At 36.8% G+C, this 26,672-nt stretch carries 29 protein-coding genes; all 29 read left to right on the top strand.

Annotated elements, in window-relative coordinates; all coding sequences use genetic code 11:
- The first annotated feature begins 1,405 nt into the window (after window positions 1-1,405).
- The 29 genes from Q1K34_RS14170 to Q1K34_RS14030 all read left to right on the top strand — a co-directional run bounded on the left by Q1K34_RS14170 (window position 1,406) and on the right by Q1K34_RS14030 (window position 26,464).
- Window positions 1,406-1,987 carry an AraC family transcriptional regulator gene (locus tag Q1K34_RS14170; protein WP_156284566.1) on the top strand — a complete coding sequence of 194 codons (582 nt, stop codon included), beginning with the start codon at window positions 1,406-1,408 and terminating at the stop codon, window positions 1,985-1,987.
- Window positions 1,988-2,166: 179 nt separating this feature from the next.
- Window positions 2,167-2,769, top strand: a complete 603-nt coding sequence (locus tag Q1K34_RS14165; protein ID WP_300440182.1) for a WG repeat-containing protein — start codon at window positions 2,167-2,169, stop codon at window positions 2,767-2,769.
- 33 nt (window positions 2,770-2,802) lie between these two features.
- Entirely contained in the window at window positions 2,803-3,039 is a 237-nt protein-coding gene (locus tag Q1K34_RS14160; protein WP_300440179.1) for a hypothetical protein, read from the top strand.
- Window positions 3,040-3,049: 10 nt separating this feature from the next.
- The gene (locus Q1K34_RS14155) at window positions 3,050-3,268 is read left to right on the top strand and encodes a heavy-metal-associated domain-containing protein (RefSeq protein WP_300440176.1); all 219 of its coding nucleotides are present in this window, start codon (window positions 3,050-3,052) and stop codon (window positions 3,266-3,268) included.
- Window positions 3,269-3,285: 17 nt separating this feature from the next.
- Window positions 3,286-3,504, top strand: coding sequence for an SHOCT domain-containing protein (locus Q1K34_RS14150; protein ID WP_300440174.1), 219 nt, complete (start codon window positions 3,286-3,288; stop codon window positions 3,502-3,504).
- 18 nt (window positions 3,505-3,522) lie between these two features.
- Entirely contained in the window at window positions 3,523-3,798 is a 276-nt protein-coding gene (locus tag Q1K34_RS14145; RefSeq protein ID WP_300440171.1) for a DUF5676 family membrane protein, read from the top strand.
- Between the two features lie 89 nt (window positions 3,799-3,887).
- Complete coding sequence (locus Q1K34_RS14140) at window positions 3,888-4,688, top strand: ATP-binding protein (protein WP_300440168.1); 801 nt, start codon at window positions 3,888-3,890, stop codon at window positions 4,686-4,688.
- Between the two features lie 4 nt (window positions 4,689-4,692).
- Window positions 4,693-5,403, top strand: coding sequence for a lycopene cyclase domain-containing protein (locus tag Q1K34_RS14135; protein ID WP_300440165.1), 711 nt, complete (start codon window positions 4,693-4,695; stop codon window positions 5,401-5,403).
- 12 nt (window positions 5,404-5,415) lie between these two features.
- Window positions 5,416-5,877, top strand: coding sequence for a universal stress protein (locus Q1K34_RS14130; RefSeq protein ID WP_300440162.1), 462 nt, complete (start codon window positions 5,416-5,418; stop codon window positions 5,875-5,877).
- Window positions 5,874-7,229, top strand: coding sequence for an NAD(P)/FAD-dependent oxidoreductase (locus Q1K34_RS14125; protein ID WP_300440160.1), 1,356 nt, complete (start codon window positions 5,874-5,876; stop codon window positions 7,227-7,229). Before Q1K34_RS14130 ends, Q1K34_RS14125 begins: the two co-directional genes overlap by 4 nt.
- 7 nt (window positions 7,230-7,236) lie before the next feature.
- Window positions 7,237-8,592 carry an APC family permease gene (locus Q1K34_RS14120; protein WP_300440157.1) on the top strand — a complete coding sequence of 452 codons (1,356 nt, stop codon included), beginning with the start codon at window positions 7,237-7,239 and terminating at the stop codon, window positions 8,590-8,592.
- Between the two features lie 19 nt (window positions 8,593-8,611).
- The gene (locus Q1K34_RS14115) at window positions 8,612-9,625 is read left to right on the top strand and encodes a type II glyceraldehyde-3-phosphate dehydrogenase (RefSeq protein ID WP_300440155.1); all 1,014 of its coding nucleotides are present in this window, start codon (window positions 8,612-8,614) and stop codon (window positions 9,623-9,625) included.
- A gap of 12 nt (window positions 9,626-9,637) precedes the next feature.
- Complete coding sequence (locus Q1K34_RS14110; protein WP_235329212.1) at window positions 9,638-10,699, top strand: class I fructose-bisphosphate aldolase; 1,062 nt, start codon at window positions 9,638-9,640, stop codon at window positions 10,697-10,699.
- Window positions 10,700-10,726: 27 nt separating this feature from the next.
- Window positions 10,727-11,698 carry an ATP-dependent 6-phosphofructokinase gene (locus Q1K34_RS14105; protein ID WP_235329210.1) on the top strand — a complete coding sequence of 324 codons (972 nt, stop codon included), beginning with the start codon at window positions 10,727-10,729 and terminating at the stop codon, window positions 11,696-11,698.
- An 11-nt stretch (window positions 11,699-11,709) separates the two neighbouring features.
- Window positions 11,710-12,060: a phosphomannose isomerase type II C-terminal cupin domain gene (locus Q1K34_RS14100; protein WP_121344443.1), complete on the top strand. Its 351-nt coding sequence runs from the start codon at window positions 11,710-11,712 to the stop codon at window positions 12,058-12,060.
- A 10-nt stretch (window positions 12,061-12,070) separates the two neighbouring features.
- Window positions 12,071-13,141, top strand: coding sequence for a pesticidal protein Cry7Aa (locus tag Q1K34_RS14095; protein WP_300440148.1), 1,071 nt, complete (start codon window positions 12,071-12,073; stop codon window positions 13,139-13,141).
- The gene (locus tag Q1K34_RS14090; RefSeq protein ID WP_121344441.1) at window positions 13,138-15,483 is read left to right on the top strand and encodes a glycosyltransferase; all 2,346 of its coding nucleotides are present in this window, start codon (window positions 13,138-13,140) and stop codon (window positions 15,481-15,483) included. Before Q1K34_RS14095 ends, Q1K34_RS14090 begins: the two co-directional genes overlap by 4 nt.
- Before the next feature lie 35 nt (window positions 15,484-15,518).
- Window positions 15,519-16,796, top strand: coding sequence for an MgtC/SapB family protein (locus Q1K34_RS14085; protein WP_300440142.1), 1,278 nt, complete (start codon window positions 15,519-15,521; stop codon window positions 16,794-16,796).
- Between the two features lies 1 nt (window position 16,797).
- Window positions 16,798-17,787, top strand: a complete 990-nt coding sequence (locus Q1K34_RS14080) for a 2-hydroxyacid dehydrogenase (protein WP_300440139.1) — start codon at window positions 16,798-16,800, stop codon at window positions 17,785-17,787.
- A 33-nt stretch (window positions 17,788-17,820) separates the two neighbouring features.
- Complete coding sequence (locus Q1K34_RS14075; protein WP_300440137.1) at window positions 17,821-18,657, top strand: universal stress protein; 837 nt, start codon at window positions 17,821-17,823, stop codon at window positions 18,655-18,657.
- Window positions 18,654-19,496, top strand: a complete 843-nt coding sequence (locus Q1K34_RS14070) for an ATP cone domain-containing protein (protein ID WP_235329181.1) — start codon at window positions 18,654-18,656, stop codon at window positions 19,494-19,496. The genes Q1K34_RS14075 and Q1K34_RS14070 overlap by 4 nt, the downstream gene beginning before the upstream one ends.
- A gap of 41 nt (window positions 19,497-19,537) precedes the next feature.
- A complete protein-coding gene (locus tag Q1K34_RS14065) occupies window positions 19,538-19,813 on the top strand; it encodes a hypothetical protein (protein ID WP_300440133.1) in 276 nt (91 codons plus the stop codon).
- A 32-nt stretch (window positions 19,814-19,845) separates the two neighbouring features.
- Complete coding sequence (locus tag Q1K34_RS14060; protein WP_300440131.1) at window positions 19,846-21,252, top strand: MBL fold metallo-hydrolase; 1,407 nt, start codon at window positions 19,846-19,848, stop codon at window positions 21,250-21,252.
- 151 nt (window positions 21,253-21,403) lie between these two features.
- Window positions 21,404-22,000, top strand: a complete 597-nt coding sequence (locus Q1K34_RS14055) for a hypothetical protein (protein WP_235329172.1) — start codon at window positions 21,404-21,406, stop codon at window positions 21,998-22,000.
- Between the two features lies 1 nt (window position 22,001).
- On the top strand, window positions 22,002-22,295 hold the full coding sequence (locus tag Q1K34_RS14050; RefSeq protein ID WP_235329170.1) for a phosphoribosylpyrophosphate synthetase: 294 nt from the start codon (window positions 22,002-22,004) through the stop codon (window positions 22,293-22,295).
- 156 nt (window positions 22,296-22,451) lie between these two features.
- Window positions 22,452-24,473: a copper-translocating P-type ATPase gene (locus Q1K34_RS14045; RefSeq protein ID WP_300440255.1), complete on the top strand. Its 2,022-nt coding sequence runs from the start codon at window positions 22,452-22,454 to the stop codon at window positions 24,471-24,473.
- Window positions 24,474-25,712: an MFS transporter gene (locus Q1K34_RS14040; RefSeq protein WP_300440125.1), complete on the top strand. Its 1,239-nt coding sequence runs from the start codon at window positions 24,474-24,476 to the stop codon at window positions 25,710-25,712.
- 371 nt (window positions 25,713-26,083) lie between these two features.
- Window positions 26,084-26,269: a hypothetical protein gene (locus Q1K34_RS14035; RefSeq protein ID WP_236995810.1), complete on the top strand. Its 186-nt coding sequence runs from the start codon at window positions 26,084-26,086 to the stop codon at window positions 26,267-26,269.
- Window positions 26,270-26,302: 33 nt separating this feature from the next.
- On the top strand, window positions 26,303-26,464 hold the full coding sequence (locus Q1K34_RS14030) for a hypothetical protein (RefSeq protein WP_300440118.1): 162 nt from the start codon (window positions 26,303-26,305) through the stop codon (window positions 26,462-26,464).
- Window positions 26,465-26,672: the final 208 nt, after the last annotated feature.

The raw sequence follows: 26,672 nt of genomic DNA, 5'->3' as shown, positions 1-26,672 counted from the left end.
CTATGAGAAATTTTATGCCTTTATTTAGCATATGTATTAATGATTAGGTAGTCGAATAAAATCCTGATAGATCAGAAAATTAAAAACAACGAAATGAGCACAAAATTGTAGAAACCATAGGGCCAATTTTCCCGATAATTATCGGGACCTATTTAAAATCAAATTAAATAGGTCTCGTTTATCTTTTGAACATCCCGTATGAGATAGGGAGCGTATAATCTTTAAAAGGAATGATGAGCTTATCCAATCCATCAAAAAGATTAATGTATGTATAGAAGAAAGTGGAAAAGGCCTGTTGCTGGAAAGTGATTTTATAGAAATGTGTTTTAAGTTCGTCTTAGCTGGCACGCACTATCTGTTTATCTGAACAGCAGTACTATTTCGAAATTTCATTTGCACATTCCTTTTTGGATTGTTTCTTTCCATTCCACAGGTTTGCACAACATGAATCAAGGAAAAGTCAACTAAAGTTTCTTCACAAAAATGCATATCTAAAGTAAACGAGGTAGTGGCAAAAAATACCAATCCCGCTAAAGCAATCGTTATACTATTATGGAAAAATGGTTTTATCATTTGGCAAAATTAAAATGTAAAATTATTTAAAAGAATTTTTATCCCGTTAAATAAAACTCTTGTTAGTGACTTCTTATCTCTGCAAAAATAAAATAATTAAATTTTCTGTAATATGACAAATGTCATATTACAGTTGGCTTTTACTTATTAAGTTTGTAAAAAAAATAAGGATTTAATATTCTCTTTAAGGAAAATAAAAAAAATGTAATTAATATTTGTTAATTTTTTAAATTCATATTGTGCAAAGCTTTAAAAAAATAATAGCTATCTCTTTAATATTCGCGGTAATGTTCGCTACCTCGTCCTTTACTGTGAACATGCATTACTGTTGCAATAAGCTCGTGGATATGGCGGTTTTAAATAAAGCTCAGGTTTGTGATAACGCGATGAAGGCTCATACCAATCCTTCAAAAAAATGTTCGTTCGAAAAGAAAGGTTGCTGTGATAATAAATCTATAGTTAAAGAAAGCAGCGATAACTTTCAAAAAGCTTCATTTGAGATAGAAAATCATAAATTGATTTTCCTACACACATTTTTTTACACTTACGTAAATCTATTCGAAGGGTTGGAGCAAAATATAATCCCTTTTAGGGATTATGACCCACCCCTCATACCGAAAGATTTCCAGGTACTCCACGAGGTATATTTAATTTGATTTCTTCCTAAGTAGGTTCTTTTGCAAATAACCTACCTAATATGTTGGCCTGTACCGTGCAAAGGCTAACAACTGGTGCGCTCTATCCTGAGCATACCACACTTTCAACTATTTGGAAAACAGAATTTTATAATCTCTTAGAATAAATACCATTCTAACAATAAATAATTAATACTATGGATTTACAGAAAGAATTCTGGATAAAGAATATGGTATGTAACCGCTGCTTAAAAGTTATAAAACAAGAACTGGAAGAGCTTGGCGTGATTGTGCTCTCCTTGGAATTGGGTAAATTATTAGTGGAAGCATCAAATAAAACGGACAGGAATATTACTGAAAACGTAACTAAAGTTCTTCATTCCAATGGTTTTGAAATAGTAGAAAGTGAAGAAGATATGCTGGTTGAAAAAGTAAAAATCATCCTGATGGAACTGCTTACGGAACTGCCCCTCTATTTAAAAGTAAATACTTCAGAGTATCTGTCTTTAACCCTTCACAGGGATTATAAAATATTGAGCAAGCTGTTTTCTAAAAATGAAAATACCACCATTGAAAAATACTTTATCAAACTAAAGATCGAAAAGGTAAAAGAACTCATTCAGTTAAGGCAACATTCCTTTTCTGATATTGCATATATGCTGGATTACAGTAGTATAAACCATTTATCAAGACAATTTAAAGAAATCGTGGGAATGAGTATGACGGATTATAAAAATGCAGAAGATTGGAAACGAAACTTTTACGATGAAATCATATAAATAAAAAAGAAGATTATGAAGATGAGACACTTTAAAAGCAGGTAGGTTTACATTCAATTTAAGCCTGGACATCTCCTCACGGCTTGTGTTGATAACCCATAAATTATCCCAAAAGCCGGTTCAGGCGCTTAGAATGATGAAAAGTAAGGATTAACCAAAAAATTAAGAAAATGAAAACAATGAAAAAAATAGTAATCGTGATTTTATTAATTCCTTTTATAGGATTCGCTCAAAACATTGATAATGTAGATTATATCTCACCTTTCCATAATGATATTGCAGCGGTTAAAAAAGGGGATAAATGGGGATTTATTGACAAAGAAGGCACACTGGTAATAAATTACCGGAATGACCTGGTGCCTACCAAAACAGGCGATCTAAGTTACCCCGTATTCAGCGGGGAAAGATCCCTTATCGTCTATAAAAAAAATGGTATTCCTTATTTCGGGTACATAGATAAATCTGGAAAAACAGTCATTGAGCCGCAGTTTTTAAATGCTACCAATTTTAAAGAAAATGCAGCTATAGTACTGAAATTGGTTAAGGAAAATCTTGGCCGTAACGATGTACTAATGAAAAATGTAGTGAATTATCATTATTTCGAAGTAATTATTAATACAGATGGAAAAATCGGTCAATATTTAACTGAAGACCCCATACACATTACCCTTTCGAAAGAATATTTAAAAGATACCCCAGCTATTACTTCCAAATTTATTTCTGACAATCTAATAGCAATCAGGAACAATAATAAGGGATGGAGGATTAGAAAAATCAATTAAAACAGATATTATCAATTTCAAAAACAAAAAACAATGAAAAATCACTGGTTATGGATGGTCCTCGGTTGCGGGCTGCCCTTATTATTCATCTTTTTAGCTCCCTCAATTGGGATTGGAGGCGGGACCTGGCTTTTTGCATTCATTATAATAATGTTCGCCATACACTTGCTAATGCCAATGCAACACGGGAGCCATACGCACGGATTATCTGATGAGAACTTAAATAAGAAGAACAAAAAAGAGGGTGAAAAAAGAGATCATCATCACTAAAGTTTAAGATATGAAGCGAAAATTTCAAATTAATGGCATCAGTTGCAGCGGATGCGTTAACAGGGTTAAGAAAGTTTTAGAGGCGCTCCCAGCGGTGGAAAAAACAGAAGTTTTTCTAAACCCAAAAGGAGCCACAATTATCACAATGAAGGAAACCCTAACAGTTGATGAACTACAAAAGCAACTAGACAACCTAGAGGGCTATACTATTGAAGAAATTAAAAAATAACTTTAAAACTCAGCACTATGCACTATTACGACGGAACTTTTGGAGGTATGCACCTTATTTGGTGGTTTATCTGGTTAGCATTAATTATATGGATTTTCTTTATCCCAACAGATATTCCTTACCAAAAATCAAAAAAAGAAAACCCATTGGATATCCTAAAAAAAAGGTTTGCTAAGGGTGAAATCTCAAAGGAGGAATTTGAAGAATCCAAAAAATTAATAAACTCAGATAACTAACCTAAAAACACACAAACTATGTATCGATTGAACGTAAAAAAATTTGGTTTTGCCCTCGGTCTTACTGGAGCTTTGATTTATTTGGGCTGTATGATCGTGATGGCTACAGCGGGACAAGAAGGAACGATTATATTTTTCAATAGTCTTTTACACGGTCTGGACACAAGCAATATTATAAGAATGGACGTTCCCCTATTGGAAGCATTTTTCGGTATTGTTCAAACCTTCATTTTAGGTTGGTTAATTGGAGCGTGCATTGCAGCATTTTATAACGCCCAAGTTAAAAAGGGATAATTTTTTATCAGGGAAATTTAAAAAGCATTTGGCAATAAACCTCTTTAATTAGAATATAACTATATAAAATAAGTTTTAAATCCTTAATAATGCAGAGTAAGAAACCTCTTAGAAATATTAAAACAATAGCTGTTCAAGTATTAATTTGGGCAGGCATTTTCTATTTCCTGGTACACCCTTTTACAATGGTGCTCTATTGGTTTGAATATAGTAACACAGTGTTTTCGTTTTCCCTGTTTCAAAATGTTTTAAAAACTCGATTTTTAGAGTCTTTCACTTTTGATATGAGTGGAATGGGTGGTTTACTCACGCTCTTAGGTGGTTTTTTGGGAATACTGTCTGGTTTGTTTTGGATAAACCTTAAAAGGAAAAATGAACTCATTGGAACACAACAACAGCTGCTTGTTCGTGATATTGAAGAATTAATTGAGTCGGGCGAAAATGAACGGGTAGAATTCAAGTCTTCGATACGGTATGATTATTACCGTAAAACAACCAATAAAGAACTGGAACTGGTGATTGCCAAAACCATCACAGGTTTTATGAATGCCAAGGGCGGTAAATTAATTATTGGCGTAGATGATGATGGAAATATTTTAGGCTTGGAGAATGATTTCAAGACACTCAAACACAAAAACAGGGATGGTTATGAACGTGAAGTTTTTAGAATAATTTCTACCCAGTTGGGCCACGAGGCTTGCTTCAGCAATCAGGTTTTATTTTATGGTTTAAATGAAAAGGAGGTGTGCGTAATAAATATTGAACCTTCTGAAAAACCAATTTATGTAAGTGATACTGAAAACACCACATTTTATGTTCGGACGGGTAATGCTACGTATCCTTTGACAGTGAAGGAAGCTGTTAATTATTTAGAAAATAGAAAATTATAAGAGTATGCAATACGTCTGGTTTATATGGTCACTTATAATTCTTGCGCTTTGGGCACTCATCTATCTATTGAGAAAAGAATCAAGAAAAGAGATGCTCAAAATGAGCCTTATAACAATGCCTTTTGGATTAACAGAACCCTTTTTTGTGCCAGAATATTGGTTCCCGCCCTCCTTATTCAATTTAGCAGAACAAACAGGTTTTGATATAGAGAGCCTTATCTTTTCTTTTGCTATTGGCGGGATTGGCACGGTGCTCTACAACCTTATTTTTAAGCGAAGCCTCGTTGAAATACCGCATAACGAGCGTGGTCACCAGAGACATAAGCTACATATTTATATACTTTTTATACCTGCATTGGTCTTTTTCATACTCGCCTTATTCACATCGCTCAACCACATTTATTGTGGGATTATCGCTTTGTTTATAGGTGGCTTGGCAACATTGTACTGTCGCCCAGATTTAAAAGGAAAGATATGGGTTGGAGGAGTCTTGTTTACCATACTGTACTTCATTTATTTCGGAAGCATCCTTCCGTTCTATCCCCAATATGTGGAGTTGTACTGGAATCTGGACAACCTGACCCATATTCTTGTTTTGGGAATCCCAATTGAAGAGTTACTGTTCGCTTTCACCTTTGGTATGTATTGGTCTGGATTATATGAACACTTGTATTGGAGAAAACTTATAAAATCGAAAGAAATGTCAACCAACTAAAACATTCAAATTATGAAAATATTATTGGCAATAGACGGTTCAGGCTTTAGCAAAGCAGCCATTCACGAGCTTAAAAAAATGATCCTATCCCCAAATAGTGAAATTCATATCATAAATGTTTATGAAGTTCCTAAAACAACCGGTTTGGGATTGCATACTATGAGCGGCAGGATAGGAAATTACATAGAAGAAATTAGAAGTAACGCTCAAAAATTGGGAAACAAAATCGTTTCAGAAGCTTCCTATAAAATCAAGGCAGAAAACAAGGCACTTACCATAACCACAAGTGTTGTTAGTGGCCTGCCCAAAAGTACTATTAATGAAAAAGCAGAAGATTGGGGTGCAGATTTAATCGTAGTAGGCTCTCAGGGTCACGGTGCTCTTTCGCGCTTAGTATTGGGCTCTGTATCTCAATACTTGACCACAAACGCTAAATGTTCAGTACTGATTGCAAGAGATAGAAATAAAAAATGAAAGAAAAGCACATACATAGCATTACGTTGGAATCCACTTGCAAGGTAACGGATGATATCTGCCTTCCAGATTCTGACCTAACTCGCGTAGTTATCATTGGTGGAGGATTTGGAGGTCTGGCATTGGTTGAAAAACTGAAACACAAAAAGGTGCAGGTTGTATTGTTTGACAAAAACAACTTCCATCAGTTTCAGCCTTTGTTCTATCAAGTGGCCACAAGTGCTTTGGAGCCAGACAGTATTGTTTTTCCATTCAGAAAACAATTTAGTGGTTATAAGAATGTAATATTTCGTTTGGCCGAAGTCGAGGAAATTCAACCCTCATCAAATATATTAATAACTTCCAGAGGAAAAGTCCACTACGACTATCTGGTACTTGCAACTGGTACGACCACCAATTTTTTTGGGATGGATTCCGTAGCCCAAAATAGTTTGGGGATGAAGGATATTCGCGATTCCCTGAACATTCGCCATATGATGTTGCAAAATCTGGAACAAGCAGCGATTACCTGTGATGATGATGAACGGGATGCCCTAACAAATTTCGTTATCGTTGGAGGTGGTCCTGCTGGCGTGGAAATGGCAGGTGCTTTAGCTGAATTCCGTAAATATATTCTACCCAAAGATTACCCAGAATACCCTGCTTCCATTATGAACATTTACTTAATAGAAGCTATTGACGAGTTGTTAAGTACAATGTCAGACAAAGCATCATCAAAAACTTTAAAGTATTTAAAAGGCTTGAATGTAAAAGTACTATTCAATGAGTCGGTAAGTGACTATGACGGTTCAGAGGTTACTACAAAAAGCGGAAAGAAAATTTTAGCAAAAAATCTCATCTGGACAGCTGGCGTAAAAGGTCAATTCCCAAAAGGTGTCGATGAAAAACACGTGGTAAAAGGCAACCGGATTAAAACCGATCCCTATTTAAAAGTAGAAGGCTTTAAAAATGTTTTTGCCATAGGTGATATAGCTGCGCTTATTTCTGAAGAAACACCCAAAGGGCATCCACAAGTGGCGCAGGTAGCAATCCAGCAAGGCAAATATCTTGGCGAATCCTTGTTGAAGCTTATGAAAAACAAACACATAGAACCTTTTTACTATAAAGACAAAGGTTCCCTGGCCACCGTAGGAAAGCGTAAGGCAGTAGCAGATTTGGGCAAGTTCAGATTTACAGGTTATTTCGCCTGGCTCTTATGGTCAGTAGTACACTTAATATCCATAAGCGGATTTAGAAACAAATTGATGGTTGGTTTTAATTGGGCAGTAAGCTATTTCACTTACGAGAAGAGCAACCGTCTAATTATTAGAAATTTTAAACCAAAATCATTAATTAATCACACGAAGAATTAATTTAAAGATGAAAACCAATACAGATAAAAACGATAAGCTTTCCTTAATAGGTTCCATATCTCTTGGTACTGGTGTAATGATTGGTGCTGGCATATTTGTCCTTATGGGGCAAATAGCAGAGTTGGTGGGTGATCTATTTCCCATTGCATTTATTGCAGGTGCTGTTGTGGTGGGTTTTAGCTCATATTCCTATGTCAAGTTTTCAAATGCTTTTCCATCGTCTGGAGGTGTGGTTAAATTCCTTAACAAATCCTATGGACCTGGAACAACAACAGGGTTTTATTCTTTGCTGATGTACGTATCAATGGTAGTTTCCGAAAGTCTGGTGGCGGGCACTTTTGGAGCATATACGTTGAGACTATTTCCCGAGTCCTATGCAGGTTATGCCTCTACCCTGGGTGTTGGGCTAATTGTTGTTGCTTATATAGTGAACATCCTGGGCAATAAGGTTATTGGTGCCACCGCGACATTTACCGCTGTTATAAAGGTAGTGGGAATAGCAATTTTAGCTATTGCCGGCCTTGCAATTTCAGGTTTTGCCGGTATTACGGGAAACTATATTCCCGAAAATACTGAGACATTACCACAAGGCTTCGGATTTGTGGCCGCTTTGGCGTTATCTATCCTTGCTTATAAAGGCTTTACCACTATCACTAACCAAGGTGGGGATATTGTAAATCCACATAAAAATCTAGGACGATCCATTATTATTTCTATTCTTATCTGTACGCTCATCTATGTAGCACTGGCTTTGGCTGTGGCCGGAGGTTTAAATATCCCCGAAATTATTGCGGCAAAAGATTATGCCCTCGCGGCCGCAGCAAGACCTGTTTTTGGCGAATGGGGTTCCTGGATTACTATTGGTATTGCCATAATAGCCACGGTCTCTGGGGTCATTGCCAGTGTGTTCTCATCATCACGCCTGTTGGCGATGCTCAGTAATATGAAACAGGTGCCTTCCTTGACCAAATTTGGCAGTTTAAGGAATCCGGCACTCATATTTACCGTTTCCCTTGCCATTTTATTGACAATCCTGTTTGATTTAACAAGAATTGCATCCATTGGGGCTATATTTTACCTCGTTATGGATATCGCAATTCATTGGGGGCTTTTCCGCAATCTTAGAAAAGAAGTGGATTTTAAACCAATTATCCCCGTGATTGCCATTATACTGGATGTTGCAGTACTCTCGGCCTTTATTTATATAAAATATCTGAACGATCCTTTGGTTCTTATTGTCGCGGCAATTGGGATTGTTCTAATACTTGTGGCGGAACGCCTTTTTATGATTTCACATACAGACGATGAAGGTAATATGCCGATGGGAATGAAGAATACAAGTGACAAAAACAATAAAACATAATTAATTAAAAACAATTTATATGAAAAATGTAGCAGTTATAGGTTACGGAGTCATTGGAAAAAGGGTGGCAGATGCCATCAACCTACAAGAAGATATGAAGCTTTCGGGAGTATGCGATATCATTACCGACTGGCGAATTCAAAATGCCGTAAGAAAGGAATACGATATTTATGCAGCTACCCAGGAAGCTGAAGGTAAAATGAAATCCGAAGGAATTTCAGTAAAAGGAAATTTACAGGAGCTTTTAAAGAAATCAGACCTGGTTGTTGATTGTACACCCAAAAAGATTGCCGCTCAAAATGTAGCTATCTACAAGGAGCAAAACATCAAATTTATTGTACAAGGAGGTGAAAAACACGAAACTACAGGTCATTCCTTTAGTGCTGAAAATAATTACAAATCGGCTTTAAACTTGAATGCGACAAGAGTGGTTTCCTGTAATACTACGTCTATTTTAAGAACCTTGACCGCTTTAAAAAGAGCCGATTTATTGGATTATGCCAGAGGAACCCTCTTAAGAAGAGCTACAGATCCCTGGGAAAGTCATTTAGGTGGTATTATGAATACAATGGTTCCCGAAAAAGATATCCCAAGCCATCAAGGTCCAGATGCTAAAAGTGTAGATCCAGAATTGGATGTCATCACCGCAGCGGTAAAGGTACCCGAAACCTTAAGCCATATGCATTATTGGAATGTGAAATTAAAGAAAAAAGCGAATAAAGAAGAAGTGCTAAAAGCCTTCAAGACGTCGAGCCGTATTAAATTAATTCAATATGACCAGGGTCTGGTTTCTAACAATACCATTAAGGAAATGTTCTTGGATATGGGAAGGCCGTGGGGCGATATGTACGAAGTGGCTCTTTGGGAAGATATGCTGAAAGTACAGGGAGACGAACTTTTTTACGCTTATGTAGTCGATAACCAAGCCATTGTTATACCAGAGACCATAGATGCCATTAGGGCACTTACCGGAATTGAAATGGATGGGGCAAAATCCATTACCAGAACAAATAAAACCTTGGGAATTAATTAAAAAATAAGCGTTATGGACACATATAAAAACATAGTAGATCATTTAGGGGATAAAGCTTCCTTTTACCTTGAGTACGTTAGTAAAAAAATTACGAAAGATGAATTACAGCTACCTGGCAAAAACTTTATCGATAATGTATTTTTGAAAAGTAATCGTAATCCACAGGTTCTTCGTAGCCTTTCCCAATTATACAATCACGGCAACCTGGTAGGAAGTGGTTATTTAAGTATCCTTCCTGTGGACCAGGGTATTGAGCATAGCGCAGCATTTTCATTCTATAAAAACCCGGATTATTTTGACCCGGAAAATATTATAAAACTTGCTATTGAAGCTGGTTGTAATGGTGTGGCATCCACGTTTGGGGTTTTGGGTTTGAACGCCCGAAAATATGCCCATAAAATCCCTTTTATCGTAAAAATTAATCACAATGAGTTGCTCACCTATCCAAATAAATATGACCAAACACTTTTTGGTAAGGTAAAATCGGCCTGGGATATGGGAGCGGTTGCTATTGGCGCTACCATTTATTTTGGTTCAGCGGAGAGTAACAGACAGTTTAAAGAAATTGCTGAAGCTTTTGAAGAAGCCCACAATTTGGGAATGGCCACCATCTTATGGTGCTATACACGGAACGAGGCATTTAAAACCAACAAGGAAGATTATCACGCAGCTGCCGATTTAACCGGGCAGGCAAACCATTTGGGTGTTACTATTCAAGCAGACATCATCAAACAAAAATTACCCACCAATAATTTTGGTTTCAAAGAGATAGGATTTGGAAAATATGATGATAAAATGTATAAAACCCTCACAACCGACCACCCTATTGACTTATGTCGATTGCAAGTAGCAAACTGCTATATGGGCAAAATAGGACTGATTAATTCAGGAGGTGGGTCCAAAGGTGAATCTGATTTAGTTGAGGCGATAACAACTGCCGTCATCAATAAAAGAGCTGGTGGTTCTGGTTTGATAATGGGAAGAAAGGCATTTCAAAAACCTTTCAATAAGGGGATTGAGTTATTGCAAACCGTGCAACAAGTTTATTTGGAAAAAAGCATATCGGTAGCTTAAACTCTTTTTAAAAATGATATAAAAACCATGAATAAGAAAATTAAAAATATCGGGTTGTTTACTTCTGGGGGTGATTCGCCGGGAATGAACGCGGCCTTATATGGAATTGCTAAAGTGGCAGAGATAAATGGGATTAAAATTACCGGGATTCTAAAAGGTTACGAGGGAATGATTAATGGTGATTTTTCACCTCTTAAGAGCAGTGACTTAAAAAAAATGGTGCATAGGGGCGGAACATTACTTAAGACTGCCAGAAGTAAGAGATTTCTAACTATAGAAGGCAGGAAATTGGCCTTGAAACACCTACAGGAAAATAACATAGATGCCCTGATTGCCATTGGTGGCGATGGCACATTTAAAGGACTACTTACTTTTTCAGAAATATGCGACATTCCGTTTATCGGCATTCCTGGTACTATAGATAATGATATTTCAGGAACAGATTATACCCTTGGTTTTGATTCCGCAGTAAATACAGCCATTGAGAATATTGATAAAATAAAGGACACTGCGGAATCTCACAATCGGGTATTCATTGTGGAAGTAATGGGCAGGGATTCTGGCTACATCGCCATTCATTCAGGACTTACCACAGGAGCAGATGCCATTTTAATTCCCGAGAGTGGAAAGGACTTTATTTATCTATTGGATAAGGTTAAAAATTACGATAGCGAAGATGCTTTTCTTGTCGTGGTTTCAGAAGGCGATGAAATAGGTGCCGAACTTGTTTCTTCAAAAATAAAGGAAGTCAACCCCAATGTCGATTTACGAATTACAAAACTTGGGCACGTACAGCGTGGTGGAAATCCTTCTGCTTTAGATAGGATGTTGGGTATTAGGCTTGGGGTGGAAGCCGTAAAATCACTTTTACAAAGTAAAAAGAATGTAATGGTCGGGATTTTAAACAATCAATTGCACTTAACCCCTTTTAATGAAGTGGTCAAACAACATCAGGTCAATAAAGAATTGCACGAACTCTTAGAACTATTTGGAAAATAAAAACGAGAAAAATGAAAACATACATAGAGGAAAGACCTTGGGGAAACTTTGAACGCTTTACCCATAACGAGATTAGCACCGTAAAAATACTTACGGTTAATCCAAACGAAGAGCTAAGTCTACAGTTTCACCATAACAGGGAAGAATTCTGGAGAGTAATAGATGGAACGGGAACTTTCGTAATTGGCGACAATACCAAAGTTGGCCATAAAGGGGACGAATTTTTTATCCCGAAGGAAACCGTACATCAAATAAAAACATCTGATTCTTCTGTAAGTGTACTTGAAATTGCTTTTGGAAATTTTGATGAAAACGATATTGTCAGGCTAAAGGACAAATACAACAGGGAAGACCCCAAATAAATATTACAATATGGAACATACACATCAAATTAATACCAGAATACCCATAGAGAAAAAAGGGATACTGCTCAGTCCCACTAAATTGAAATTTGAGAGCAATGGGGTTTTAAACCCTGGAATATTTCAAGAAGGTGAAGAGGTGCATATCTTTTACCGTGCGGTGGAAGATGGCAATTACTCTACCATTGGATATGCCAAAACCAATGAGCATTTAGATCTCATAGAAAGGAAATCAAGCCCGTTAATAACTCGTGATTTTGATTATGAAAAACATGGTGTGGAAGATGCTCGTATTGTTAAAATTGAAGATATCTATTATTTAACTTATACAGCTTATGACGGGTTCAATGCCATGGGTGCTTTGGCAACTTCAAAAGACCTGAAACATTTTGAGAAAAAGGGGATAATCACACCATTCATTACCTACAAAGAATATAAATACCATTTGGAGCATTGTAATCAGGAAAGATTGAATCCAAAGTATTATTATTACTACAACTTGTTTGCACAAATTGGATTGGCAGATGAAAAACATAGGTATCTGAGGGATAAGGACATTGTCCTGTTCCCCAAAAAAATCAACGGTAAATTTGTAATGCTCCACCGTATATGGCCAGGAATACAAATAGTACAGTTTGAAAAGTGGGAAAACCTTACCAAAGAATTTTGGGAAAATCATATAAAGAACCTTCACGATCATATTCTTATGGATCCGTTCTACGATTTTGAAGTGAATTATCTCGGTGCCGGATGCCCTCCCATAGAAACAAAGGATGGTTGGCTGATGATTTACCACGGAGTTTGTGAAACCCACATTGGAAAGACCTATCACGCCGCCGCTGCGTTACTGGATATTGAAGACCCTATAAAAGTAATTGGACGATTGCCCTATCCCTTATTTTCCCCTACCGAAGAATGGGAACTGCTTGGTGTTGTAGATCATGTGGTATTTCCTACCGGGACCGCATTGTTCGGGGACGACCTTCATATATATTATGGAGCGGCCGACAAACATACGGCGGTAGCTAAAGTAAGCCTACAACTAGTATTGAATGAATTAAAAAAAACAGCTATATCATGAAAAATCATAAAATTTTATTCGTATGCTCATATCCTCCACGCGAGTGCGGTATTGCTACTTTTTCACAAGATTTGATACGGGCTTTGAAAAGATGCTTTGGCTCAACCATAGAGATCGAGGTTTGTGCTCTGGAAAATGAGTGCTGCGACGCTAATGATTATCCAGAGGAAGTTAAATATAAAATAGATGCCCAAGAGTTAAGTTCCTTTTTCAAAGTAGCTAATAAGTTAAATGAAAGGGACGATATTGGAATGGTTTGTATACAACACGAGTTTGGGCTGTTTGGAGGTGACTACGGTGGCCATTTAGTGGCTTTTCTGCTAAAGTTAGACATCCCTATTTCTTGTGTGTTTCATACCGTGCTACCCTATCCAGATGAAAAAAGAACTAAAATAGTGCAAGCGTTGGGTGATCTTTCCGAGAAACTGATCGTTCTTACCAATAAATCCGCAGAAATACTAGAAAGTGATTATCATATTGATACTAACAAAATAGCTGTCATACCCCATGGCACCCATATTGTACTATGGAAAGAAAAACAACGGCTTAAAAATAGATATGGCTTTCAAAATAAAAATGTGCTCTCCACATTTGGTTTATTAAGTGAGAATAAAAATATAGAAACAGCCCTTCGTGCATTGCCAAAAATACTCCAAAAATTCCCTAACACAGTTTATCTGGTTTTAGGCAAAACACATCCTGATATAATAAAGAGAGAAGGCGAAACATATAGAAATGCGCTTTTAACAATAGTCGATGATTTAGATATTAAAGACCATGTCATTTTTATAAACGAATATTTGGAACTTTCCAAATTGTTGGAATACCTATCCTTGTCCGATGTTTACTTATTCTCATCTAAAGATCCCAACCAGGCCGTTAGCGGCACTTTTGCTTATGCCATGAGTTGCGGAAACCCTGTTATATCAACTCCTATTCCCCATTCTAAAGAATACCTTGATTCCAGTACTGGTATTTTATTGAATGATTTTGAAGATCCCATAGAAATTAGTAACGCTGTTATCGATTTGTTGGAACAACCGCTAATAGCAACATCAATGGGAAAAAATGCTTTTCTTAAAATGCGTGCTTTTAGTTGGGAAAATGTAGCCATTTCCTATTCCGATATTTTTCAGGATTATTTGCAACATAATAATTCTTTGGATTTTAGTTTACCACCCATAAAAACAGACCATATTGAAGATATGACTACTGACTTTGGGATGCTTCAATTTTCAAATTTTAGTGTCCCGGATACGTCTTTTGGTTATACACTTGATGATAATGCAAGGGCGCTTATAGCAATGCTTATGTATTATAAGAAAAAAAGAAATGACAAAGTCCTGCGGCTCATTGAAATTTATATGGACTTTATTGTGTTTTGCCAACAGGACGATGGACTGTTCTATAATTATGTGGATTATGAAAAGCAATTTACCAATCAGAATACCGAAGTGAACCTGGAAGATTCCAATGGCAGGGCCATTTGGGCACTTGGCTATGTATTGTCTGATACAGAAAACCTGCCAAAAAGTTTAGTAGCCAAAGCAGAAAACTGTTTTAAAAACGTCATACGAAATGTAGCGGATTTCAAATCCCCACGAGCCATTGGCTTTATATTAAAAGGACTTTATTATTATCAAGAAAATGAGCCTAAAACCCAATATAATCAGTTAGCAGATACATTGGCCCAAGAGCTCTTGCGCATTTTTAATATTACCAGTGATAAAAAATGGGAATGGTTTGAAGATTACCTGACCTATGCCAATAGTATATTGCCAGAAGCGCTTTTTTATGCTTGGCTAATCACAAAAAATAAAAAATACAAGGACGTTGCCGAAACTACTTTTGACTTTTTATTATCACAATATTTTATGAAAGGGCAAATTAAAGTCATTTCTAATGACGGATGGTTTCACAAAAGAAACAAACGTACCTTTCACGGCGAACAACCCATTGAGGTGGCTTATACCATTCTTTCATTGGACCTATTCTGTAAAGTTACCCATAAAAAGAAATACTCCAAACAGCTTCATACCGCATTTAATTGGTTTTTAGGCAATAACCATCTCAAGCAAATTATGTACAACCCTGTTAATGGTGCCTGTTATGATGGTCTTGAAAAAGAAAATATTAATATAAATCAAGGTGCGGAATCCAGCTTGTGCTACGTAATGGCGCGTTTAGTTGTTGAGGGTTACCCTTTGGAGGTTGGTCTTAAAGAAAATAAATTAGATTTAAGTTTAAAGATGGACTCGGCTTCAAAACGTGGCAAAAAGATCATCCAAGAAAAGTGCATCGGTAAAAGTTTAAAAATAGAACGAAATGTATCAAACAGTTAGCGATTTTAATCCTACCAAGCAATAAAAAAGTAGTTATGACCGAGGCCTTTAAAAATATCAACCCTTTCATCCTTGGACTGCTCATCAGTCTGGGCATTGGCCTTATTCTTGGGTTGGAACGTGAATACGATAAATTGAAGGAAGAACAAGGCTTTGCAGGCATAAGAACCTTCCCAATTGTCGCAATCATCGGTTTTATATTAGGCAACCTTACGACAGCTTACACACCTTGGTTGGTCATTATTATTGCGGTAGCATTTCTCTTGTTTTTGGCGTTGAGTCATCTTTCCATAGCGCAAAAGTACATTATGACTGGTATTACCACCAATATGGCATTGTTCGCTACGCTAATTTTGGGTGTTATGGTTGCCAATCATTTGCATAAGGAAGCAGTTGCTACCGCAGTTGTAGTTGTTACTTTGTTATCGTTAAAAACTACCTTTAATACGTTTATAAAGAATATTACTTCAGAAGAGCTTTTTGCCTTTATTAAGTTTTCAATTATTGCGCTTCTTATTTTGCCTTTCTTACCAGATCAAGACTATGGGCCGGAAGGATTGCTTAACCCTTTTGAGATAGGAGCAATTATAGTGATTGTCTTTTTTCTGAATTTCATCGGCTACTTTCTTGTAAAATATGTAGGTTCTAAACGTGGTATTCTGCTCACAGCAATTTTAGGCGGATTGATTTCAAGTACCGCAGTGGCGTGGATTTATGCATCCCGAAGTAAGGAATCGCCAGAGCTCTCAAAAAAATATGCAGCTGGCATCATCATAGCTTCTGCCATACTGTTTCCAAGACTGGCAATTCTGGCCTATATTTTCAATAGTGCCATACTTTCTTATTTAGCTATTCCATTTACCATATTTACACTCATTTGTTTGATTAGTGCACTCATATTTATCAAAAAGGATACAGATGTTCCAAAAACAGACATCAATCTGGGGAATCCCCTCAATATATGGAACGCTTTAGGGTTTGGAGGTGTCTATGTGGTTATTCTATTTGCTGTTTTTTATGGAAATCGATTTTTTGGCGAAAGCGGGTTATACTATTCAGCACTCATTGCAGGATTGGCAGACACAGATGCCATTACAATTAGTATGGCAAAATTTGGGTCTTTGGAAGAAAAATTCGCACTGGTAACCAATGTCATTATAACAGCAACCAGAAGCAATATGATTGTAAAACTTGGGATTACCTATTTCAAAGGCTCAAAAAAAACGGGGAAACTCGTAATGCTAATTTTTGGAACTGTTGTCGTTGTGGGTATAGCATATATTTTAATACAGTTAGGAATTCAAAAAATGTAAGATGAAAACAACAATATTTAGCACCCATAAATTTGAAGAACCTTATCTGGTAAAGGCAAATAATGGTGCTCAACAATTAAAATTTTTGGAAAGTCGCTTGACCGAAGAAACGGCTATTCTCGCAACGGGTTCTAAAGCAGTAAGTCTATTTACGGGCGATGATGCCTCGGCGCATATCCTTGAAAAATTAAATGCTTTTGGCGTAAAATGTATCGCATTACGTTCGGCAGGGTTCAATCACGTCGATTTAATAAAAGCATCAGAACTAGGAATTAAAGTGGCTCGTGTCCCAGCCTATTCACCTTATGCCATTGCAGAGCATACAATGGCGCTCATACTTGCATTAAACCGAAAATTGATTAAAGCACACAACAGGGTACGTGACCAGAATTTCTCATTGAACGGTCTTACCGGTTTCGACCTCAATGGAAAAACCGTCGGCGTTATCGGGACTGGAAAAATTGGATCTGTATTGGTCAAAATACTACACGGTTTTGGTTGTAAAATACTTGTTCAGGATGTCATTGAGGATGAAAATTTAATCAAGTTCTACAATGTAATCTATACCAATTGTGAAACTATTTGTAAGCAGTCCGATATCATAAGCTTACACGTACCACTAACGTCTTCAACGAAACACTTGATTGATGCAAAACATATTTCATTAATGAAGCAAGGCGTAATGCTTATCAATACAAGTCGTGGAGGATTGGTCGATACCAAAGCTGTTATCGAAGGATTGAAAACTAAAAAAATTGGGTATTTCGGAATAGATGTGTATGAGGAAGAAGAAGGATTGTTCTTTGAAGACCATTCCGATGATATTTTGCAAGACGATGTGATTGCCCGATTAATGACCTTCAACAATGTTTTGATAACCAGTCATCAGGCCTTTTTAACCGAAACCGCATTGACCAATATTGCAGAAACGACTATCTATAACCTGGATTGTTTTGAAAAGCAAATACCTTCTGTGAATGAAGTTTATTAAATAAAAGGAATAATCAATTAAAATTTTTAATCGATGAAAAATATACTCGTACCAACAGACTTTTCTGAAAACTGTAACAAGGCAGCAGAACTTGGAGTTAAAATGGCAAAACTGTACAATTCAGAAATACATTTTTTCCATTTAATGAACACACCGGTAGATTGGATAAACCTGGATAAGGAGAAAGAAAAAAGATATCCGCAAACGGTTCAACAAATAGGTAGCGCAAGAGCCGATTTGAGGGAACTGGGGTTAAAAGCGGAACGCGAAGGACTTAAATGCAGGACTTTTCTGGAATTTGATGGAGGCCAGGCCAATATTTTAAAACATTCCGGGCATTTTCATCACGATTTTATAGTTACGGGAAGTAGCGGTACGCAAGGCGGTGTAAGGGAATTATTGGGAAGCAACGTTGAGAAAATTGTGAGAAAAGCAGATGTGCCCGTAATTGTGGTGAAGAACAAAGAAGTATCCTTTCCTTTTAAAGATATCGTTTTTGTTTCAGATTTTCTGGAAGATGTGAGTGAAGCCTTTAAGCATGTTATTTCTATTGCTAATAAATGCGGTGCACATATCCACTTAGTAAGGGTCAATACACAGACTGATTTTAATAGTATTGAACAGGGTTTGAACCCCCTTAAGAAGTTCCTGGAAAGGTTTCCGGATTTGGAGAAGTACTCAATGAATGTATATAACGAACCTGCTGTAGAAACGGGTATAAACAATTACTTAAAGTATAATGATGCCGATTTGATAGCTATGTGTACCCACGGCCGTACAGGATTTTTGAGCCTATTTTCAAAAAGTATTGCCGAAGGTGTAACTAATCATTCAGAACTTCCTGTGATGACCATACATATTAAAAAATGAAACATCCAATCAACATAGTAAAATATTCAGGAGATGTGGTAGCTTTTGATGTGGAGAAACTTATCAATTCATTAAGACGTTCGCAAGCAAGTGAAGAATTGATTCAGCAAATAATAGGACAAGTTGAAGACCAATTATATGAAGGCATTACCACCAAAAAAATATATCAAATGGCATTTAAAATGCTAAAAGGTAAGTCGAGAGTAAGTGCTTCAAAATACAAACTCAAAAAAGCCCTGATGGAATTAGGCCCTTCTGGCTTCCCATTTGAAAAGTTAGTAGGCAAACTATTGGCACACGAAGGATTTTCAACACAGGTTGGTGTCATAGTTCAAGGCAATTGCGTTCAGCACGAAGTGGATGTGATAGCGCAAAAAGGAAATAAACATTATATGATTGAATGTAAATACCATAGTGACCAAGGCAGGTTTTGCAATGTAAAAATCCCATTATATATCCATTCACGGTTTTTGGACGTGGAAAAGCAATGGAAACACCAAAAAGGTCACGAGGCTAAACTTCATAAAGGCGGGGTTTACACCAATACGCGTTTCACAACCGATGCCATTCAGTACGGGAAATGTGTTGGAATGCTTATGACCAGTTGGGATTATCCAAGAGGAAATGGTCTCAAGGACAGAATAGATAAATCGGGGCTACATCCCTTAACCGCTTTAACAACACTTACCAAAGCTGAAAAAACAAAATTATTGGATCAAGGCATCATACTCTGCAAGGAGCTACACGAAAATCCAGACTTTTTGGAACAAATGGGTATCAGTAAGCTAAGGCAAAATAAGATACTCGAAGATTCAAGAGAATTATGTAGATCCCATTAATTCAAATAATGAATAATTACTAATTTTTAAAAATAATACAAATGAAAACTGAAGAATTGCAAAAACAGGGCAACATAGATTTAGAACCATTTTACCAGGCATTGGAAGATGACTCAAAACTACTTGAAGAAGCACTGGAAATATTATTAGATATGTTAAACCCAGAGCCTAAATCCGTAAAAAAATTAGCGCTTCTTATAAAAGAAGATTCGCGCAATCTATATAATGAAATAGTACTACTATATAAATCGGACCAGGATAAAGGAAACTCACCTTCCTGCTGCGGTGGTCACAAATTTGGGGAGCAGCTCTTGTAGTAAATTATGTACAACAACCTAAATAGATACCAATGAAAAAAAATAAAATAAACATCCATTTTTTAGGAGCGGCAGGCACAGTAACCGGCTCAAAATATTTAGTGGATACAGGAGATAAAAAGATACTCATAGACTGCGGACTTTTTCAAGGGCTAAAGGAATTACGCCTTAAAAACTGGGAGTACCCACCTGTTAATGTTGCTGATATTGATGCTGTTTTGCTCACCCACGGCCATATGGACCACACAGGTTATCTGCCGAGATTGGTAAAGCAAGGCTTTAATGGACCCATCTATGGTACCAACCCCACTTTGGATATAGCAAGAATCATATTGAACGATAGTGCCAAAATACAGGAACAGGAAGCCGAACGTGCCAATAAAGAAGGCTATTCCAAACATAATCCTGCTGAACCACTTTACGATGTAAAAGATGTAGAAAAAACAATCCCTTACTTCAAAGGAGTACCGACCTCGCAATGGCTACCCATTCTCAAAGATGTGAAAGCGAGGTTTCAATACAACGGACACATCCTTGGTGCCACATACATTGAGTTAGATATACGTGGAAAACGTTTCGTTTTTTCAGGTGATATCGGTAGAACAAACGATTTATTACTGTTTCCACCCTTAAAGCCAAAAAAAGCGGATGTACTTTTCATTGAATCCACTTATGGTGGAAGGTTTCATCCAGATGAAGCAGAAGCACTTCCGCAGATTGAAAAATTGGTCAACGAAACCATTGATAGAGGTGGCAGCTTATTTATCCCCAGTTTTTCGGTAGAGCGTGCCCAACTGATGATGCTCATCTTTTGGAAATTACTCAAGGAGAACAAAATTCCAAAAGTACAAATGATTATGGACAGTCCGATGGGTGCCAACGTATTGGAACTGTTTCATAGAACTCGTGATTGGCACAGATTGGAAGATAACGAATGTGACGAAATGTGCTCACACTTTACGGTCGTTAGCAGTTATCGGGAAACAATGGAGTTAAGAACAGACAACAAACCAAAAATCGTGATTGCAGGAAGCGGAATGCTCACTGGTGGCAGAATGCTAAACTATCTTGAAACACAGGCACAAAATCCAAATAACACCTTGCTTTTTGTAGGCTATCAAGCTGAAGGCACACGAGGTAGAAAATTATTGGAAGGTGAGAAAGAACTAAAAGTCTATGGAAAATGGGTGCCATTTAAAATGCAAGTTGCGGAAATTGAAGGGCTTTCAGCACACGCAGACCACGCTGAACTTATGGATTGGTTGAGCAAAATAAAAATCCAACCCGAACGTATTTTCATTGTACACGGTGAAAAAGAGAGTGCAGAAGCATTACAAAAAGGCATTAAGGAAACCTATGGGTGGGATGCAGAAATCCCGCAATTATATAATATAGAAGAAATAGAACAAATCGAAAAATTACAACAATCAATAAAATAGGCACAGAAAAAATTGCTACTCGCAATACTATTCCACACCCTTCAAATGTTATTGATTTGAGCGATGTAATGGCAAAAGAAGTAAAGAGATTTATGCACCATATATGAAAAAACAAAGCTTCATTCTGTTTTTTATCCTATCCATAGCAACAATGACTGGACAAACTGAAATGCTCATTGGGCAGATTTCAGGCAGAGTTGTTATTCGGGAAAACTTTGATGAAAATGGTTCTTTTTTAAATAAACAAACTTTCAAAGCCAGTGAAACAATAAAGAAAAATGGATACTATGAAATTGAGGTAGTTACGGAATTATTTGATAAAGACAAAAAATTGACCGATAAATACACCACAACCTATCGTTGCAAGCCTGATGAAGCAAGTGTAGTGGTAATGGCTTTCCCGTTTTCCAATCCAAAATCAAAGGAGACCGAAATTAATACCACCTCTGAAAAATTTAAAGAGCTCTACGATTTGGACAACCTTGAAAATATAGAATTGGAAATGACTTTTGATTCGGGACTGTTGGATTTTTTTGGTTCAAAAAGCATCATAAAGATTTACGACCGAATATTTGAGGGCAACAAAAACAAGATTAATTCAAAAATCAATATAAAGGCCTATGCGTGGGGAATTCGCATCAAGCAACTCAACTATACCGTCAACGAAAAATTAAATGAAAAAGGTTTACTGACCTTTCAGAAATTTACAGAGGAAGATAATAGTTATTTTACAATGACATATAAATAAAATGAACAATTACAACACACTTTCAGAAGCCATAAACGATTTACAGGCAAACGATTATCCCTACGATTTCAATTTGAAGCCTGAATGCTTGGAATGTGCTTCGCTAAAAATTGAAATCCGGCCTGAAGATTTTAAAGTAGATAAAACCTTTCGCTTTGAAGGAATGAGCAGTACCGACGATAATAGCATTTTATATGCTATATCCTCCAATGATGGAATTAAAGGACTTCTGGTAGATGCCTATGGCGTCTATGCCGAAAACATTTCAGAAGAAATGCGAAAAAAATTAAGATAAAAATCAACAAAAACAGAAATTATGGAAAATCACAAACATCATCCCCACGAACATAATGGCAAAGGGAATAATTCAGCAAAGAATGAAGCATTAAAAAAAGAAGCTGATATAAAAGATAACCTAGTCGAAAAAACCAAACACGGCCATAACGAAGCAATGGATGAAAGTGACCATTCGGGACATAGTGGCCATTCCGATCATGATCCCGGTCACGGCGAGATGGGCCACGACCATCATAAAATGATGATTGCCGATTTTAGAAAACGGTTTTGGGTAACCCTTGTACTTACTATTCCCATACTGTTCTTCTCGCCGATGATTCAGGACTTTTTTGGATATGAGTTTTTGCTTCCCGGAAATCCATATATCCTTTTTGCACTTTCCACAATCGTATATTTCTATGGTGGTTGGCCATTTTTAAAAGGATTCTGGTCTGAAATCAAAAAAGGTGCGCCAGGAATGATGACCTTGATTTCTATGGCAATTTCTGTAGCTTATTTTTATAGCACCGCGACCGTATTTGGCTTAAGAGGCGAAGACTTTTTCTGGGAGCTATCAACACTTATAGCCATAATGTTGCTTGGTCATTGGATAGAAATGAAAAGTGTGTTAGGTGCGTCAAAAGCTTTACAGTTACTGGTAAGTATGATGCCTGCGGAAGCGCACAGGGTAAAAGGCGACATCATAGAAGACATCCCTCTTGAAGATTTACTAAAGGATGATGTGATTTTGGTTAAACCAGGTGAAAAAGTTCCTGCTGATGGGATTATAGTAGACGGTTCAAGTTACCTGAACGAATCTATGCTTACAGGCGAATCCAAACCTGTAAAAAAAGATGAAAACGATAAGGTTATTGGTGGTTCGGTAAATGGTAACAGTACCTTAAAAGTAAAGGTTGAGCATACTGGAAAAGATAGCTATCTCAACAAGGTCATCAAAATGGTCGAAGAAGCGCAAAAAACCAAATCCAAGATGCAAAATCTTTCAGACAGGGCTGCAAAATGGTTAACCTATATCGCTTTGGCTATTGGTTTTGGAACATTAGCGGTATGGCTGATTTTAGGCTTTCCATTTGTCTATGCTTTAGAAAGAATGGTTACCGTTATGGTCATTGCTTGTCCACACGCATTGGGTCTTGCCATTCCCCTTGTGGTTGCGATTTCTACGGCAGTATCTGCTCAAAATGGATTGCTTATCCGAAATAGAACTGCTTTTGAAGAGTCAAGAAAAATTTCAGCTTTGCTTTTTGATAAAACAGGAACACTAACCAAAGGTGATTTTGGTGTCACTCGAATCGAATCTGTTAAAGAAGCTTATTCAACAGAGGAAATTTTAAGACTTTCAAGTGCATTGGAACAAAGCTCAGAACACCCCATTGCAGTTGGTATTATTAAAAGAGTTAAAGAAGATAACATTACTATTCCAAAACCTGAAAACTTTAATGCAATTACAGGAAAAGGTGTAGAGGCAAATGTAGATGGTAAACAAGTGAAGGTGGTCAGCCCTGGTTATTTAAGGGATGAAAAAATCACTATTCCTGAAGATGCTTATAGTGACGCTGCTGAAACTGTTGTATTTGTATTAATAGATGGCCAGCTAGCAGGATACATTGCTCTTGCTGATGAAATAAGACCTGAATCTGCGGAAGCTATAAAAATATTCAAAAAAAACAATATTAAAGTCTTGATGGCAACTGGCGATAATGAAAAAACCGCTAAGGCTGTGAGTGAAAAACTTGGATTGGATGGTTACTACGCCGAAGTATTGCCACATCAAAAAGTTGAAATTGTAGAAGAGTTACAGAACAAAGGCGATTTTGTAGCGATGACGGGTGATGGTGTAAATGATGCGCCCGCACTTGCCAAAGCTGATGTGGGAATTGCAGTTGGTTCAGGTACTGACGTTGCCGCCGAAACAGCAGATATCATTCTGGTCAACAGTAACCCACAGGATATTGCCAACTTAATTCTCTTTGGAAAAGCCACCTACAATAAAATGATTCAGAATTTGATTTGGGCTACAGGATATAATGTAGTGGCTATTCCTTTAGCAGCCGGTGTATTATATTCTTCAGGCTTTGTTTTAGGACCAGCTGTAGGAGCGGTATTTATGAGTTTAAGTACGATTATAGTGGCTATTAATGCGCAATTACTGAAGCGAAAAATCGGTAAAAAATAAATGAACCAAAAAGAAAAACTCAACAGGATATCTTTAATCCTGTTGAGTTTATTTGTAGTGATGTTAGGCTATGGTATTTTATTGCCAACCCTTCCTTACTATACCGAAAGATTAGCCCTAAAGGAAAATCCCGATACCGATCTTATTAACTTTCATATTGGTCTGCTCACGAGTATCTATCCTTTTTTCCAGCTACTATTCGTAGTGGTTTGGGGAAAGCTATCGGATAAATACGGCCGTAAGCCTATAATCATTTGCGGTTTAATTGGCTTTGTAGTAATGCAGTTGCTTACCGGTTTAGCCTCATCCTTGACAATGCTATATATCGCTCGAATCTTTGGTGGAATTTTCACATCATCAGTTATTCCAGTTGGCAACGCATATTTAAGTGATATTACATCTGAAAAACGTAGAACAAAAATAATGGCGTGGTCTGGTGTTGCCATAAGTTCAGGAGTTATTTTTGGCCCTGTTTTAGGTAGCCTTCTATCCCAAACAAATCTACATTTCAAGTATTCCTTGGGGATATTACATCTGGATCGCTTTTCAATCCCATTTCTTCTGGTTGCACTTTTGGGTTTTGTTATATTGAGCATACTGATAAAATGGCTTGGGAATACAACACCGATAAGACTGTTTGTTTCAGAAAAACAAAAATTAAGCTTTAGCTTTAGTAGGTTCTTTACCATCCTGTTACTGCTTTCTTTTGTAATGCAATTTGTGGTCACCCTCTTTGAAACGGTTTTTTCAATTTACGGAAAAGATGAATTGTTATTTACAAGCAATCAAATAGGCATAGGATTTATGCTCTGTGGATCAGTTATGGCAGTTTTACAACCTATATTCGCAACCTATGGTGAAAAAATATTAACGGCAAAGCAGCAAATTGCAGCCGGATTATTGATTTCAGGAATTTCCATGATTGCATTTCCATTTTTTAGTAATGAATTTTATGTCTATGCACTAATTATAACATTCGCCACTGGTGGAGCAATGGTAACCCCCAACCTGCTTTCAGCAGTATCTTTGCTTTCAAAAGAAAATGCAGGAAGCAATATTTCCATACAAACTTCCGCCAATAGTGTAGGACAGATTTTGGGCCCGGTTATAGGAACTTGGTTAGTGGTGGGAGGGTTTTATTATCCATTTATTATTGCTGGTATTATTATTTTGGTTGCTATTGGATTATTATATTTTTTTAACAGTGTCCGGCAAAGAGATACAGATTTGGATTTATAACCTAATTTATTCCAATAGATCTGTCCTCTTTTGAATTTATCTTAAATACCACGGTCCCCTAGAACATTGTTATCTGTGAATCAGGCGGTTTGGTAGTAAGGTGGTCCCATCTCTAGGTTGGATTTTCCAAAAAAACTAAATCATTCGGTACAGGCATAGCATCGAAATAATATTGGACCAGACCCAGATTTTTTTATTTTTTTGCACTATCAACATTAGTAGGCGCACAATCGGCCTGCACAATATTTGTATTTTAAAGGTATTTGAGCTGTTCCTATGAAAAATATTTCAGCGGGAAATTCTGCTTGATAAAAAAAATCAACTGATTCTATAATAAATTCTTGTTTTACAAGGTTTTAAATCTTAACTGTATGGCAAATTTAAAGATTATTTTGAGAAAAAACATGAAAAAGAAAGAAGGAAGAATACCTCTGGCCTTAAGAATTAGCCAAAATTATAAAACGAATTATGTCTGGCGAGAACAATCTGTTTTTGAAAAAGATTGGGATGACGTTTCTGGTAAGATAAAAAGACTCATCCGGATTTTAAGAAGTTAAATAACTTTTTGATGAAAAGGAAGTTTGAAGTCAATGATAATTATTTCAATTCCAAGAAAAAATTATTCCGAAGCAAATAAAACAAAAATTAAAAGGGCAGATGGTTCTAAATCATTCTTTGCCAATGCCACCGAACATATTCAGAATAAATATGACCCCAGAGTTATTCAGTTGCTAAAGCGCTATAATATATAATATTTAAGAATTTATTGACTAGTCCTGAATAAAGCTAGGATTATAATTGATTACTATCGCCCAGATAAGAAATTAAATAACGGATATTTATTCCCTTTTTTACGGGAAGTAGATCAAACCCAAGCTGAACGAATTTATACAAGGACAAAGAGCACCACTAAACTTCTCAATAAATATTTAAAAAGAATAGCTAAACTCTGTGGCATTG

The organism is Christiangramia sp. (genome assembly GCF_029937855.1).
Lineage (GTDB): Bacteria > Bacteroidota > Bacteroidia > Flavobacteriales > Flavobacteriaceae > Christiangramia.
Note: the sequence above shows the minus strand (reverse complement) of the source record. Positions and strands in the feature narration are given on the sequence as shown.

Bases quoted from the DNA above. Each gene is read 5' to 3' on its own strand.
- Q1K34_RS14170 (WP_156284566.1), top strand. From the start codon at position 1,406: ATGGATTTACAGAAAGAATTCTGGATAAAGAATATGGTATGTAACCGC.
- Q1K34_RS14165 (WP_300440182.1), top strand. From the start codon at position 2,167: ATGAAAAAAATAGTAATCGTGATTTTATTAATTCCTTTTATAGGATTC.
- Q1K34_RS14160 (WP_300440179.1), top strand. From the start codon at position 2,803: ATGAAAAATCACTGGTTATGGATGGTCCTCGGTTGCGGGCTGCCCTTA.
- Q1K34_RS14155 (WP_300440176.1), top strand. From the start codon at position 3,050: ATGAAGCGAAAATTTCAAATTAATGGCATCAGTTGCAGCGGATGCGTT.
- Q1K34_RS14150 (WP_300440174.1), top strand. From the start codon at position 3,286: ATGCACTATTACGACGGAACTTTTGGAGGTATGCACCTTATTTGGTGG.
- Q1K34_RS14145 (WP_300440171.1), top strand. From the start codon at position 3,523: ATGTATCGATTGAACGTAAAAAAATTTGGTTTTGCCCTCGGTCTTACT.
- Q1K34_RS14140 (WP_300440168.1), top strand. From the start codon at position 3,888: ATGCAGAGTAAGAAACCTCTTAGAAATATTAAAACAATAGCTGTTCAA.
- Q1K34_RS14135 (WP_300440165.1), top strand. From the start codon at position 4,693: ATGCAATACGTCTGGTTTATATGGTCACTTATAATTCTTGCGCTTTGG.
- Q1K34_RS14130 (WP_300440162.1), top strand. From the start codon at position 5,416: ATGAAAATATTATTGGCAATAGACGGTTCAGGCTTTAGCAAAGCAGCC.
- Q1K34_RS14125 (WP_300440160.1), top strand. From the start codon at position 5,874: ATGAAAGAAAAGCACATACATAGCATTACGTTGGAATCCACTTGCAAG.
- Q1K34_RS14120 (WP_300440157.1), top strand. From the start codon at position 7,237: ATGAAAACCAATACAGATAAAAACGATAAGCTTTCCTTAATAGGTTCC.
- Q1K34_RS14115 (WP_300440155.1), top strand. From the start codon at position 8,612: ATGAAAAATGTAGCAGTTATAGGTTACGGAGTCATTGGAAAAAGGGTG.
- Q1K34_RS14110 (WP_235329212.1), top strand. From the start codon at position 9,638: ATGGACACATATAAAAACATAGTAGATCATTTAGGGGATAAAGCTTCC.
- Q1K34_RS14105 (WP_235329210.1), top strand. From the start codon at position 10,727: ATGAATAAGAAAATTAAAAATATCGGGTTGTTTACTTCTGGGGGTGAT.
- Q1K34_RS14100 (WP_121344443.1), top strand. From the start codon at position 11,710: ATGAAAACATACATAGAGGAAAGACCTTGGGGAAACTTTGAACGCTTT.
- Q1K34_RS14095 (WP_300440148.1), top strand. From the start codon at position 12,071: ATGGAACATACACATCAAATTAATACCAGAATACCCATAGAGAAAAAA.
- Q1K34_RS14090 (WP_121344441.1), top strand. From the start codon at position 13,138: ATGAAAAATCATAAAATTTTATTCGTATGCTCATATCCTCCACGCGAG.
- Q1K34_RS14085 (WP_300440142.1), top strand. From the start codon at position 15,519: ATGACCGAGGCCTTTAAAAATATCAACCCTTTCATCCTTGGACTGCTC.
- Q1K34_RS14080 (WP_300440139.1), top strand. From the start codon at position 16,798: ATGAAAACAACAATATTTAGCACCCATAAATTTGAAGAACCTTATCTG.
- Q1K34_RS14075 (WP_300440137.1), top strand. From the start codon at position 17,821: ATGAAAAATATACTCGTACCAACAGACTTTTCTGAAAACTGTAACAAG.
- Q1K34_RS14070 (WP_235329181.1), top strand. From the start codon at position 18,654: ATGAAACATCCAATCAACATAGTAAAATATTCAGGAGATGTGGTAGCT.
- Q1K34_RS14065 (WP_300440133.1), top strand. From the start codon at position 19,538: ATGAAAACTGAAGAATTGCAAAAACAGGGCAACATAGATTTAGAACCA.
- Q1K34_RS14060 (WP_300440131.1), top strand. From the start codon at position 19,846: ATGAAAAAAAATAAAATAAACATCCATTTTTTAGGAGCGGCAGGCACA.
- Q1K34_RS14055 (WP_235329172.1), top strand. From the start codon at position 21,404: ATGACTGGACAAACTGAAATGCTCATTGGGCAGATTTCAGGCAGAGTT.
- Q1K34_RS14050 (WP_235329170.1), top strand. From the start codon at position 22,002: ATGAACAATTACAACACACTTTCAGAAGCCATAAACGATTTACAGGCA.
- Q1K34_RS14045 (WP_300440255.1), top strand. From the start codon at position 22,452: ATGGATGAAAGTGACCATTCGGGACATAGTGGCCATTCCGATCATGAT.
- Q1K34_RS14040 (WP_300440125.1), top strand. From the start codon at position 24,474: ATGAACCAAAAAGAAAAACTCAACAGGATATCTTTAATCCTGTTGAGT.
- Q1K34_RS14035 (WP_236995810.1), top strand. From the start codon at position 26,084: ATGGCAAATTTAAAGATTATTTTGAGAAAAAACATGAAAAAGAAAGAA.
- Q1K34_RS14030 (WP_300440118.1), top strand. From the start codon at position 26,303: ATGATAATTATTTCAATTCCAAGAAAAAATTATTCCGAAGCAAATAAA.